We start from the raw sequence: 12,456 nt of genomic DNA on the forward strand, positions 1-12,456 counted from the left end.
TTCGGGGTGACTGCGTACCTTTTGTATAATGGGTCAGCGACTTATTGTCTGTAGCAAGGTTAACCGCTTAGGGGAGCCGTAGAGAAATCGAGTCTTAATAGGGCGTTTAGTTGCAGGCAATAGACCCGAAACCCGGCGATCTATCCATGGGCAGGTTGAAGGTTGAGTAACATCAACTGGAGGACCGAACCCACTAATGTTGAAAAATTAGGGGATGACCTGTGGATCGGAGTGAAAGGCTAATCAAGCCGGGAGATAGCTGGTTCTCCTCGAAAGCTATTTAGGTAGCGCCTCGCGTCTCACCCTCGGGGGTAGAGCACTGTTTGGGCTAGGGGGTCATCCCGACTTACCAACCCCATGCAAACTCCGAATACCGAGGAGTGCAATCGCGGGAGACACACGGCGGGTGCTAACGTCCGTCGTGGAAAGGGAAACAACCCAGACCGCCAGCTAAGGTCCCAAATACCAATTAAGTGGGAAACGATGTGGGAAGGCCCAGACAGCTAGGAGGTTGGCTTAGAAGCAGCCATCCTTTAAAGAAAGCGTAATAGCTCACTAGTCGAGTCGGCCTGCGCGGAAGATATACCGGGGCTAAATTGGTAACCGAAGCTGCGGATGCCTTCGGGCATGGTAGAGGAGCGTTGTGTAAGCCGTTGAAGGTGGATCGGGAGGTCTGCTGGAGGTATCACAAGTGCGAATGCTGACATGAGTAACGATAAGGGAGGTGAAAAACCTCCCCGCCGGAAGACCAAGGGTTCCTGTCCAACGCTAATCGGGACAGGGTTAGTCGGCCCCTAAGGCGAGGGCGAAAGCCGTAGTCGATGGAAAACAGGTTAATATTCCTGTACTCGCTATTGCTGCGATGGAGTGACGGAGAAGGCTAGGCCAGCATGGCGATTGGTTGTCCATGTTTAAGGTTGTAGGCTGGGGACTTAGGCAAATCCGGGTCCCTAAGGCTGAGAACTGATGACGAGTCTCTTTTAGAGACGAAGTGGTTGATGCCCTGCTTCCAGGAAAAACTTCTAAGCTTCAGGCAATAGTGAACCGTACTCTAAACCGACACAGGTGGTCAGGTAGAGAATACCAAGGCGCTTGAGAGAACTCTGGTGAAGGAACTAGGCAAAATGGTACCGTAACTTCGGGAGAAGGTACGCCGGTTTTGGTGATGGGACTTGCTCCCTAAGCTGAGGCCGGTCGAAGTGACCAGGTGGCTGCGACTGTTTATTAAAAACATAGCACTCTGCAAACACGTAAGTGGACGTATAGGGTGTGACGCCTGCCCGGTGCCGGAAGGTTAATTGATGGGGTTAGCTTCGGCGAAGCTCTTGATCGAAGCCCCGGTAAACGGCGGCCGTAACTATAACGGTCCTAAGGTAGCGAAATTCCTTGTCGGGTAAGTTCCGACCTGCACGAATGGCGTAACGATGGCCACGCTGTCTCCACCAGAGACTCAGTGAAATTGAAATCGCTGTTAAGATGCAGTGTACCCGCGGCTAGACGGAAAGACCCCGTGAACCTTTACTACAGCTTTGCACTGAACTTTGAGCCTATTTGTGTAGGATAGGTGGGAGGCTTTGAAGCAGCGACGCTAGTTGTTGTGGAGCCGTCCTTGAAATACCACCCTGGTATGTTTGAGGTTCTAACTCTGGTCCGTTATCCGGATCGAGGACAGTGTATGGTGGGTAGTTTGACTGGGGCGGTCTCCTCCCAAAGAGTAACGGAGGAGTACGAAGGTGCACTCAGCATGGTCGGAAATCATGCAATGAGCATAATGGTATAAGTGCGCTTGACTGCGAGACAGACATGTCGAGCAGGTACGAAAGTAGGTCATAGTGATCCGGCGATTCTGTATGGAAGGGTCGTCGCTCAACGGATAAAAGGTACTCCGGGGATAACAGGCTGATACCGCCCAAGAGTTCACATCGACGGCGGTGTTTGGCACCTCGATGTCGGCTCATCACATCCTGGGGCTGAAGCCGGTCCCAAGGGTATGGCTGTTCGCCATTTAAAGTGGTACGCGAGCTGGGTTTAGAACGTCGTGAGACAGTTCGGTCCCTATCTGCCGTGGGCGTTGGAGATTTGAGAAGAGTTGCTCCTAGTACGAGAGGACCGGAGTGAACGAACCTCTGGTGTTCCGGTTGTCACGCCAGTGGCATTGCCGGGTAGCTATGTTCGGACGGGATAACCGCTGAAAGCATCTAAGCGGGAAGCCTCCTTCAAGATAAGATCTCCCTGGGAACTTGATTCCCCTAAAGGGCCGTGGAAGACTACCACGTTGATAGGCTGGGTGTGGAAGCGTTGTGAGGCGTTGAGCTAACCAGTACTAATTGCCCGTGCGGCTTGACCATACAACAGAGATGGTTACTAACGACTAGCTAAGCTAGCGGATTGTGAGTTAGAGACATACGATCGCTTGCGGTGTATTACTACAGATTGTTTTACCGACTTATTTGGGGTTATCGCCGGTCAACAACATGACCGAGGCAAACAGCGATAACACGGCAGGCCAAGCACATTGCTTATAAGACCAGCGCCAACCCAAGCCAGTTTGCCTGACGACAATAGAGTTGTGGAACCACCTGATCCCTTGCCGAACTCAGAAGTGAAACGCAACATCGCCGATGGTAGTGTGGGGCTTCCCCATGTGAGAGTAGGTCATCGTCAGGCTTCTAATCCGAAAGGGCCACCCAATGGGTGGCCCTTTTTTTATGTGTAAAAAAATACCCGTGAAGAGCCGCAAAGAAGAAAAGCAAAAACTTGGAAGTTAAAAATAAAAAGAAATCAAAAATAAAAAGAAGGCAAAGATGAAACGAAGAAAAATTAAAAAAGAAAAGCTAAAAATAAAAACTAAGAAAATAATGTGACAAAGAAACCCCTTGAAAAATTTAAACAGGAAAAACCCCGCTAAAAAGTCGAACACGTTTACGCGGCTGTAAATAAAGAGTTCTCCTCGCGGCTTTCTCTCCTGAAAAAAATTGAGCGCCCAGCTATTTTTTACTGCAACCTTCCCTGGAATGGCATTCCCAAATAATTTACCGCAGTACTACTAGTAGTCTTCCCGGAAAAAATCTTCCCAATAAAGAAATTATCTCCGCTGTAAAAAAGGGCCTGACAGGGATAAAAGTGACACAAAAATACCAACGAAAAAGCCGGTGATTTTTTGTGCGCTCGCGCAATGTCACACAACTGTAAGGCTGGCAGCGGATATACCACAGTTATACACAAGTCTATCCAGCCATTCTGTTAATAACGGCCGACCTGTGGAAATCACCCTAGAATCAGTGGTGTTTTTTTACCCATTAAAAGACCCCCTATGGAAACAAAGGCCTGAAAGTGGATATCCCGGAGTTATGCACAGGTCTATCCATGGATTCTGTTAGTAACCGTCTCTTCATCCGCTTGTCATCAGTTATAAACAACTACCTGTTTAGACAGAGATGTCAGTTTTATTAAAGGTGGCACGGAAGTCTTTGTGATCGAAAGTTTGGCTTGGGTGGAATAAGAGGGAAATAAAAAAGCCCCTCTGAGTGGGGCTTTTTTATTTAGGTTGTGCTGAAGTATGCAGAAGATAGTTTGCTATGGTTCATAGGCATTTTCTGGGACCAGATCGTAATTCATTTCTTTTAGGCTCAGCTCATCAAGAGGAACCAGCTGTGCGGGAAGAGAAAAGCTACGTAGTGGCTTACCCTGGGCCCAGTCCAGGATAGTAATTGTTTCTGTTTCTTCTTGGAGCTGGTGTAGTAGGCCCTTTAGTGCGATCGCATTAGCTGAAGATAAGAAGTGATACTCATGCTCTCCCTCCAGCTGAACGAAACGGGACTCCTTGTCAGCTTCTTCAATACGAAGCCATGCTGTGCCTTTATCCACACCCTCTTCACCGAGAACCATAGGCCCAAGTGAGTCCTCATAGATCGAGGTTAAGTTGTTAACTATTGGAGGGCGTAATGTGCCAACCCAAACCCAACCAGAGAGACTTATACGACTTAACTGCCATTCACACAGCCAGACTGTCTGATCATCATCGATGCGAAACTCACGATACTCTCGCTGCCCAAGATAGCTGTCAAAACTAACTTCCTCGTTGGGGTTATCCCGACGGAAGCTGTGTAGCTGCTGGGTCATCTCATAATTGACTTCCCAGTGTTTTCTTAAGCGCCACTGCATAGGGTATTGACCCCACTCGACGATATATTCTTCCCGCTCGCGGATAGTTTCTACAACCCGCCAGAAGGCGCCATCAATCAAAATGCAGGTATCGCCAATTTTACAGCCTGGAGCGATGATGCTGCATTCCGGTGACGCCTCTGAAGCGCTGACAATATGTTCAGCGCGCCCTTCGATTACATCGTACCAGGGGAATCCATGGCGCAAGGGCGGAGGGAATGCGAGTGGTGGTCGACCACCGAGTAGGCGACGAAAAAGTACCGACTTCTCAATTTCCAGGTCAGAGAGAGTATAACCTTCCTGTTGGGTGATCTGGCCCCAGGCAAAGGCGGCTCGGATTAGGTGTTTTTCACGGTCTGAAAAGCTCATGGGTGCAGTCATGGGCAAACTAAAACGGAAACCTTACCACTGTGGGGAGGAGGGTGCTAATGCAATTCATTGACATGGGATGGCAAAGGACAGGTTTACTTGAGCTTAGATACACTGGGGTACTCGACAAATAGATTAGGAGAAGCTGTCGTGGTATGGATGCGGAGGTTATATTTCGGTTGTTTAGTAATGGTTTTTTTTATCGCCCATGGTGCTATGGCAGCCGAAGGAAATGGTGGGGCTGACGATTGCTATCTTGATGGATGGCAATACTCATTGCAGTGTTCTCGGATTACAGTTGGGAAAGAGGACACACAAGTTAAACTGGCCGTAATGGTTTCTCCCGCGCTGGATGAAAGCGGAGAAGAGCCTCTCTATCTACTCGCGGGGGGGCCTGGGCAGGCGGCGAGTGATCTTGCAATCCTGCTGAACAAGTTTCGTAAAATAAACCAAACGCGTGCAATCGTATTGGTGGATCGCCGCGGTGCAGGATTATCCCGCCCATTTAGCTGCGGTATTGATCGCAATACGCCAAACGAATTGGAAGTGATCTCAAAATCACTGGCAGATTGCTACCTGCAACAAACAACATTTGCCAATTCACTCAGTAGCCGCCAGACCATTGAAGACCTTGAACTGGTGCGGAAACATTTCGGCCACGAGAAGATTTCCCTGTGGGGTGGTTCCTGGGGAACACGGACAGCTTTACTTTATCAGCAGTGGTATCCGGACAGTTTAACTGCCTTGGTACTAGATGCGGTAGCACCTATAGATACAAAGGTGTTTTTAGGGGCTTCGGCTGCTGAGCATGCCTTGCAAACTTTAGTGAGAGACTGTCAATCCGATTTAGCCTGCTCCCGGTTTGGTGATTGGCGGGGAGAATTGGAACAATTGCTGATTAACTGGGATGACTCCGCTGCGAAAAAATTTCCGGATCCAGTTACGGGGAGAATATCCGAGCAACCCATGTCACTCTGGGCCTTGCAAAGCATGATCCGGGCGGCTTTGTACTCTCCCGAAGCGTCTGCGCAACTGCCATTTGCAATCACTGAAGCAGGCTCAGGTAATTACTTGCCATTGGCCGGTATAGCGGGATTTTTTTCAGATACAACAACGGGAATGTCCCTGGGCCTGACTTTCTCTGTTGCCTGCTCAGAGGAGTTACATCGAATCAGCGAGGAAGAAGTTGCTGCGGATATTGCTGGTGCTTTTATTGGCAGGGCTTTTCTTGAGTTTTTTTCTCGTGGCTGTGATGTATGGCCTGTGCCTAAAAGGCTTTATAGCAAACCTGAACCCCGTCACCATCCAGTATTGTTAATATCGGGTGAAGCGGATCCGATCACGCCGCCAATCTATGCACAAAAGGATCTTGATTATCTCTCCAATAAGCAGCACCTGGTAGTAATGGGGGGAGGACATATTAATTCCATTCGAGGTTGTATTCCTGATTTGATTGATAAATTTCTTACTTCACCTGAAGTGAAGCTGGATCAAGCTTGTGTGAAGGATATTCACAGACCGCCGTTCATGATTGGAGCTTATGGACCAGAGTTGGATCGGAGAGGCGGTTCTGATTCAAAAGGAATGGAACAGGGGGGGAGCGGCAGTGATTAGAGTTAATTCGGTTAGTAAGCAGTTTTCGGGAACCCCTGTACTGAAGAACCTGAACTTTTCTATTGCTGATGGGCAGATAACAGCCTTACTGGGTGCCAATGGTGCGGGCAAAACGACATGTCTTCGCATTATTACCGGTTTACTAAAAGCAGATAGTGGGCATGCTTATGTTGGTGGCCTGGAGGTTTCAAAGTATCCGAAGGAAATACGTCGGCAGTTAGGCGTGGTTGGAGACCGGGAGGGACTTTATGAACGTCTTACCGTAGCGGAGTATTTGTCCTTTTTCGCCAGTGCCCAAGGGTTGGCTGGAGATAAATTAGAATTTGCATTGCAATCTGTGCGAGAAGAGTTAGAGCTATCCAGCCTTTGGAATCGTCGAACAAAAGGGTTTTCTCAAGGGGAGAGAATGAAGGTGTCTCTCGCTCGGGCGCTAGTACATCGGCCCTCCCATCTGATTTTGGATGAGCCCACCCGTGGTTTAGATGTGCTTGCTGCCAGGTTACTGCGTAGAACTCTTTTAAACTTGAGGTCAGAGGGAACAGCAATTTTATTTTCGAGCCATATTATGGCTGAGGTTGTAGAGCTATCCGATACTGTTTTAATCATGGCAAATGGCGCTATTGTCGATAGTGGAACCCCGGGCGAACTCAATACACGTTCAGGTAGTAACAGCCTTGAGGATAGTTTCGTGAAGCTTGCTTATGGTCAAAGGGCAGGGAAGCGTCAGCAGGGAGAGGTAGCATGAGTATTGTCGATAATGTTTTATCACAGCAATTCCAAGCACTGGTTCTAAAGGAGCTTCTTGAAGTTTGGCGTGATCGGCGGGCTTTAATGATTGCATTGGGTTTTACCCTTTTATTTCCAGCAATAATGATTGGAAGTGGTGCCCTATCTTTTAAGGTAGTGTCCGAAACCAATTTAAATATTGCCATTGTAGGTAGTGACTATGCCCCTTTATTAGAGAATCAATTACATGGAACTGGTTTCCGGATTGATCAGTTAAGGGAGGGGATTCCACGTGAACTTCTTGAGGATAAATATGATGCTGTCCTACAAATAGGCAAAGAATTTGAGACAGACTATCGCAATCTCCTGTCTCCCAAAGTCTATTTGTATGTTGATGGTTCAAGTAAATCTGGTGGGCGAGGTATTCAGCTTATACAGGAGCGCCTGGGTACCCTACAGAAAACAATTATGCAGCAGCGTTTATCAGCACGTGGTATTGCGCCTCAGGTTCTTACTCCCTGGCAGTTACAAATAAGGGACGTTAGCACTCCGTCCAGCCGGGGGTTAGCTATTTTAGGAATTATGGTGCCAGTGCTATTGATTATGGCGTTGATGGTATGCAGCGCAGCTCCATCTATCGACACCTCTGCGGGAGAGCGGGAGCGCATGAGTATCGAAACCTTATTGCAGCAACCCTTGAATGGTTGGCAGATTATTGTGGCGAAAGTGCTCGCCGTAACCAGTATCGGTTGGTTTGGGTCACTTCTTTCGCTCGCAGTTTTAACGCTATCATTTACTCTTTTACCACTGGCGGAAATTGGAGTGCAGTTTTCTGCAGGAATAGCCGAGTTGGTGGCTATGAGTTTTTTGTTATTGCCACTGGCATTGCTGGTTGCTGTTCTCCAGATTCTTTTGGCCCTGCGCTCCCAGTCCTTTAAAGATGCACAAATCCAGCTGAGCATTTTGCAGGGATTACCTGTCGCATTGCTGATGATAGTAAATCTATCTGACATTAAATTGGACTCACCCGCTTGGCAACTGACCCCCTTAATCGGGCAGCAACAATGGCTCAGCCTGTTAATGGCAGGTGAGGCGATACCTGTACCCTTGGCTCTTGCTGGCTCCTTGGTCACCCTATCTTTGGTTGGGCTGTGTATATTAGTAGGTGCACGTGCTTTGAGTCGTGAGAGCCTGCTTGGGGCTACCTAGCTGATGAATTGAGAGTTGTATTGGCATGAATGACTTCCGCGAGGGGCTGCTGAGTATTAATTTGCAGTCAATTGCTGATAACTATCTAGATCTGACCGAGAAGTTGGCTGGTGGCGCCCGCTGTGGCGCTGTGGTCAAGGCGGATGCCTATGGCCTAGGTATGACCCAGGTAGCGCCGACCCTCTACCGGCAAGGCTGCCGGGACTTCTTTGTTGCAACCCAAGCGGAAGGGGAGCGTCTTCGTAGAGAGCTGGGGGACGAGGTCCGCATCGTTATTCTAACCGGGGTGCGAAATGGGGCAGAATTAGAGTGTGCCCATGCAGGGTTGATACCAACACTGTTTACCCTGGCGCAATTGCGCAATTGGGTCGAAATATGTGCTCGCGCGGAATTAGTGGCTCCCTGTGCGGTAAAAGTGGATTCGGGTATGACGCGCCTGGGTCTCAGCGAGGAGGAGTTTGAACTACTACTGGGGGACCGGCAATTACTTGGCTCCGCGGATATACGCATCCTTCTCAGCCATCTGGCTTGTGCGGATGAGCCGCTCCATCCACAAAATAGCTTTCAATTGCGCAGTTTTAAAGAAGCTGGTGAGAGGCTGCGTTCACTGTGTCCCGAGGTGCAGCTGAGCCTCGCTAATTCCTCAGGCATTTTCCTCGGTGAGGATTATCACTTTGATATTGCCCGCCCCGGATCTGCTCTCTACGGGATTAACCCGGTTCCCGGTACTCCCAATCCAATGAGGCCCACAGTAGCACTCAGTCTACCGATAGTGCAAAAGCGTTTTGTCAGTCGCGAACAGTCTGTTGGTTATGGAGCGACCCAACAGGCTGCAGCAGGAAGCTGGCTGGCAGTGGCTCGGGGTGGCTATGCAGACGGTATAATCCGGGCTCAGGGTGGCCGGGGTCGCGGCTGGGCCTGCGGTCGCCATCTACCGATAATCGGTCGTATATCTATGGATTCCACTACTTTCGATATCTCTGCGTTATCCGACCAAGACCGGGAATCTCTGCAGTCCATAGATGTTCTCAATAAAGAGCTAACGGTGGATGAGGTGGCAGAATACGCTGGCACTATTGGTTATGAGGTGTTGACCAGCCTCGGACATCGTTATTTTCGTCGCTATATAAAAAGTTGATCACCTTGCAAGACACTATCGCAAAAAGCTCACTGGAACAGTTACGCCCGGTATTGGAATTACTGGCTGATGGTAATCTGCATTCTGGGGAATCTCTCGGTGCAGCCCTTGGAGTAAGCCGCGCTGCAGTGTGGAAGCAATTAAAGAAACTTGAGCATTACGGATTGGCTCTCGAATCGGTTAAAGGGAGGGGTTACCGTTTGCCTGGAGGGTTGGAGTTGCTCTCTTCGGACAAGATTTACGAGGGGCTTGGGGATAATTCCAATGCTCTTTTACGCGAGCTGATTTTATTTGACGAGGTGGGCTCGACGAATACACAGCTCTTAACTCGCATGGAGCAGGGTAGTGGGCATGCTATTGCCATGCTTGCAGAAAGACAGAGTGCTGGTCGAGGGCGTCGCGGTCGAGGCTGGATCAGCCCTTATGGGGTTGGGGTGAGTTTGTCTGTCGGCTGGGAGTTCAGCGGCGGAGTGCAAAGCCTGGAGGGACTGAGCCTCGCGGTAGGGGTGGCGTTGGCGCGGGCATTAGAACGTTTTTCGGTACCGGATATCCGCTTGAAATGGCCCAATGATATCTGGTGCCGTGGCCGGAAGCTTGCAGGGGTTTTGCTTGAGCTCAAGGGGGATCTGACCGATCGCTGTGCTGTGGTTATCGGCATAGGGCTGAATAGTGGCCTGCGCATTGAAACCGCCACTGAAATTGATCAGCCTTGGGCGGATTTGCAGCAGATTTGCCCGGGGATACCGCGTAACCATTTAGTGGCTGCGATATTGGATGAGCTGTTACCGTTATTGCACGAATATCCACAAAGAGGATTTAGTGCTTACCGGGATGCCTGGACCAAGCTGGATCAATTTGCCGGCCAACCGGTCACACTGCAGGCCGGTTCTCAGGTTTGGGCCGGTATCGCCGCCGGGGTAGATGACAAAGGTGCCTTAATTTTAGATATGGATGGAGAGCTGAAACACTTTCATGGAGGGGAAATCTCTTTGCGGGGGCAGGTTTGATTCTGGAACTGGATATTGGTAATACCCGTGGCAAATGGCGCCTGTTAAACGAAGGGCAGGTAGATATGCGCGGGCATTTTGGTACCTCCGACTTGCGTGAAGGTCGTATGCCGGACGGCTGGGATAAGCTGGGCCTGGAGTTGCAGCCCAAGCGGGTTCGCGTGGTAAATGTTGCGGGCCCCGTAGTCGCTGAGTCGTTGTCAGAGCATGTAAGATCCTTGTTTTCTCTGGATGTGGAGTTCTCACAGGTACTCGAAGAATGTGCCGGAGTTACCTGTGGCTATGACAACCACCAGGTGTTAGGTACTGATCGATGGCTGGCGATGCTTGCCGCATATGGCCGGGACCAGAGTGCAGCACTAATTGTGGACTGTGGCAGCGCGGTTACCCTAGATTTGATAGACAATAACGGAGGTCACCTTGGTGGGTATATCGTACCCGGTATAGGTTTAATGCAGCGCTCTCTGCGGCTGGATACTCATGCGGCCAAGAGTGCGCAGGCGTTTACATTGACGACATCGTTAAGTGCTGGGCGCAATACCGATGAGGCCATTAATCGCGGACTATTTCTAATGGTGCTTGGGGCAATCGATCGGGCACTTGATCAACTGCGAAATTATACTGGTGGGGAGCCGTTACTGTGGCTTACCGGTGGAGATGGGGCGCTACTGTCCTCTCTCTATCAAAGTGAGCATCACTTGGTGCCGGAGTTGGTACTGGATGGCTTGGCGTTGAGTAATCCCTAAATATAAAGACTGTTATGCGTTGGATCGCTCTCTTCTTACTGATACTTAATCTGGGGGTGTTTGCCTGGTTTATGGCGGCATCCCCAGCTAATGATGGCACTGTCAGTGTTGACAGCCCAGGTCGGGGCACTGAAATCCAGGAAATTGTCTTGGTTAGTGAAATATCGCCAGAACAGCTGCCCCCAGTGGAAGAGGAGACGGCCCCGTTAGCCACTGAGGTCTCTGGAGAGCAATTGTGTACCTTGATCGGGCCTTTTCCCGAAGAATATCTGGGGAGGGATATAGTGGAGCGTCTCTCCGCCCTCCAGGTTTCTGCCAGTCTTCGCGAAATTCAAATGCAAGGGCAGATGCGTTACTGGGTTTTTTTACCGCCGCTGAACTCTCGTAGAGAGGCATTCAACCGTTTGCGTGAACTGCAGGCCCAGGGTATCGATAGCTATGTAATCCCCAAGGGTGCTCTTGCCGACGGTATATCATTTGGTATTTTCAGTGAACGCGAACGCGCAGAAGGTCTTGCTGAAGAGCTGGCGGAAAAGGGAATTGGGGCGCAGTTCCGTGAAGAGCCTCAGACTCATATGGAGCGTTGGATTATATTGGCACCTGGGCAGGCTGAACGTTTGGCTGGAGAATTCTGGCAACATCTGCAGGAAGAGCACCCCAAGCTGGATCGGCGCAGAAATCTTTGTTCAGAAGTGGCGAGCTGAAAGGCTCTCGACTATAGGTCTTAATCCTCACGGCTTGATATTTAGCGGCTGAATTTTTCTCTATGAGGCAAATGGCGACACAAAAAATTCCGGTTTATCTGTAAAAAGGGTGTTGCTTGTCAGGATAACTTCCCCTAGAATCCCGCCTCCATTGACGAGGCTGACCAATCAACTTCGCCAATGAATGGGATAGTGCTGGCGTAGCTCAGTTGGTAGAGCAGCTGACTTGTAATCAGCCGGTCGGGGGTTCGACTCCTCTCGCCAGCTCCATTTTATCCCGGCATTGTTCAACATTAAATTTCGCAGGTAAGTCTGTGAAATTTAAAGAAAAAAATGTTGACAGTGCAGCGGAAGGTGTAGAGAATGCACCCCGCATTGAGGCAGGGGTTCCCGAGTGGCCAAAGGGATCAGACTGTAAATCTGACGCGAAAGCTTCGGTGGTTCGAATCCACCCCCCTGCACCATTTTTTACACCGTAAGGTGTTGCCGGCGAAACGGATTGTTTCGTTTGGAGGCTCCCGCAAGCGGGCATAGTTCAATGGTAGAACCTCAGCCTTCCAAGCTGATGATGCGGGTTCGATTCCCGCTGCCCGCTCCAGTTATGGGTTCAGCTGGAATACCCTCCGGATTGGCAAGCCTTGTGGTCGCCTGGTTTGGCGAGATATTTGCTCATGTAGCTCAGGGGTAGAGCACACCCTTGGTAAGGGTGAGGTCGGCGGTTCAAATCCGCCCATGAGCTCCATTTTTAATAGCCGCGAGGGTGAGAGCTCTTGCGGTTG

8 protein-coding genes, 4 tRNA genes and 2 rRNA genes (1 of these 14 cut by a window edge) are annotated in these 12,456 nt (G+C 50.0%); 13 read left to right on the forward strand and 1 reads right to left on the reverse strand.

Going from position 1 to position 12,456, the window contains the following annotated elements; all coding sequences use genetic code 11:
* Together ACJJJB_RS21580 and rrf are read left to right on the forward strand one after the other, a co-directional pair.
* Nucleotides 1-2,348 (forward strand): 23S ribosomal RNA (locus ACJJJB_RS21580) (it extends 530 nt beyond the left edge of the window).
* A 203-nt stretch (nt 2,349-2,551) separates the two neighbouring features.
* Nucleotides 2,552-2,667, forward strand: a 5S ribosomal RNA gene (gene rrf, locus ACJJJB_RS21585).
* A 909-nt stretch (nt 2,668-3,576) separates the two neighbouring features.
* On the opposite strand, the gene ACJJJB_RS21590 is transcribed toward rrf, so the two are convergent.
* On the reverse strand, nt 3,577-4,533 hold the full coding sequence (locus ACJJJB_RS21590) for a hypothetical protein (RefSeq protein WP_444945758.1): 957 nt from the start codon (nt 4,531-4,533) through the stop codon (nt 3,577-3,579).
* 189 nt (nt 4,534-4,722) lie between these two features.
* Between ACJJJB_RS21590 and ACJJJB_RS21595 the strand changes: the two genes are divergently transcribed.
* The 11 genes from ACJJJB_RS21595 (at nt 4,723) to ACJJJB_RS21645 (ending at nt 12,419) form a co-directional block, all read left to right on the forward strand.
* Nucleotides 4,723-6,147: an alpha/beta hydrolase gene (locus ACJJJB_RS21595; RefSeq protein WP_445365477.1), complete on the forward strand. Its 1,425-nt coding sequence runs from the start codon at nt 4,723-4,725 to the stop codon at nt 6,145-6,147.
* A complete protein-coding gene (locus ACJJJB_RS21600; RefSeq protein ID WP_444945756.1) occupies nt 6,140-6,892 on the forward strand; it encodes an ABC transporter ATP-binding protein in 753 nt (250 codons plus the stop codon). The genes ACJJJB_RS21595 and ACJJJB_RS21600 overlap by 8 nt, the downstream gene beginning before the upstream one ends.
* Nucleotides 6,889-8,082 carry an ABC transporter permease gene (locus ACJJJB_RS21605; protein WP_353377276.1) on the forward strand — a complete coding sequence of 398 codons (1,194 nt, stop codon included), beginning with the start codon at nt 6,889-6,891 and terminating at the stop codon, nt 8,080-8,082. The genes ACJJJB_RS21600 and ACJJJB_RS21605 overlap by 4 nt, the downstream gene beginning before the upstream one ends.
* Nucleotides 8,083-8,107: 25 nt before the next feature.
* Nucleotides 8,108-9,220, forward strand: coding sequence for an alanine racemase (gene alr, locus ACJJJB_RS21610; RefSeq protein WP_445365478.1), 1,113 nt, complete (start codon nt 8,108-8,110; stop codon nt 9,218-9,220).
* A gap of 5 nt (nt 9,221-9,225) precedes the next feature.
* Nucleotides 9,226-10,227, forward strand: coding sequence for a bifunctional biotin--[acetyl-CoA-carboxylase] ligase/biotin operon repressor BirA (gene birA, locus ACJJJB_RS21615; RefSeq protein ID WP_245556634.1), 1,002 nt, complete (start codon nt 9,226-9,228; stop codon nt 10,225-10,227).
* Nucleotides 10,224-10,973: a type III pantothenate kinase gene (locus tag ACJJJB_RS21620; protein ID WP_444945755.1), complete on the forward strand. Its 750-nt coding sequence runs from the start codon at nt 10,224-10,226 to the stop codon at nt 10,971-10,973. Before birA ends, ACJJJB_RS21620 begins: the two co-directional genes overlap by 4 nt.
* A gap of 14 nt (nt 10,974-10,987) precedes the next feature.
* Complete coding sequence (locus ACJJJB_RS21625; protein ID WP_445365479.1) at nt 10,988-11,677, forward strand: SPOR domain-containing protein; 690 nt, start codon at nt 10,988-10,990, stop codon at nt 11,675-11,677.
* A gap of 194 nt (nt 11,678-11,871) precedes the next feature.
* Nucleotides 11,872-11,947: transfer RNA gene (locus ACJJJB_RS21630), tRNA-Thr, on the forward strand.
* A 110-nt stretch (nt 11,948-12,057) separates the two neighbouring features.
* Nucleotides 12,058-12,141, forward strand: a tRNA-Tyr gene (locus ACJJJB_RS21635).
* Between the two features lie 60 nt (nt 12,142-12,201).
* Nucleotides 12,202-12,275: transfer RNA gene (locus tag ACJJJB_RS21640), tRNA-Gly, on the forward strand.
* 69 nt (nt 12,276-12,344) lie between these two features.
* Nucleotides 12,345-12,419: transfer RNA gene (locus ACJJJB_RS21645), tRNA-Thr, on the forward strand.
* Nucleotides 12,420-12,456 lie beyond the last annotated feature (37 nt).

The sequence above is a fragment of the Microbulbifer variabilis genome (assembly GCF_052468405.1).

Excerpts from the sequence above, each read along its gene's own strand:
- ACJJJB_RS21590 (WP_444945758.1), bottom strand. The coding sequence starts at position 4,533 with ATGAGCTTTTCAGACCGTGAAAAACACCTAATCCGAGCCGCCTTTGCC.
- ACJJJB_RS21595 (WP_445365477.1), top strand. The coding sequence starts at position 4,723 with ATGGTTTTTTTTATCGCCCATGGTGCTATGGCAGCCGAAGGAAATGGT.
- ACJJJB_RS21605 (WP_353377276.1), top strand. The coding sequence starts at position 6,889 with ATGAGTATTGTCGATAATGTTTTATCACAGCAATTCCAAGCACTGGTT.
- alr (WP_445365478.1), top strand. The coding sequence starts at position 8,108 with ATGAATGACTTCCGCGAGGGGCTGCTGAGTATTAATTTGCAGTCAATT.
- ACJJJB_RS21625 (WP_445365479.1), top strand. The coding sequence starts at position 10,988 with ATGCGTTGGATCGCTCTCTTCTTACTGATACTTAATCTGGGGGTGTTT.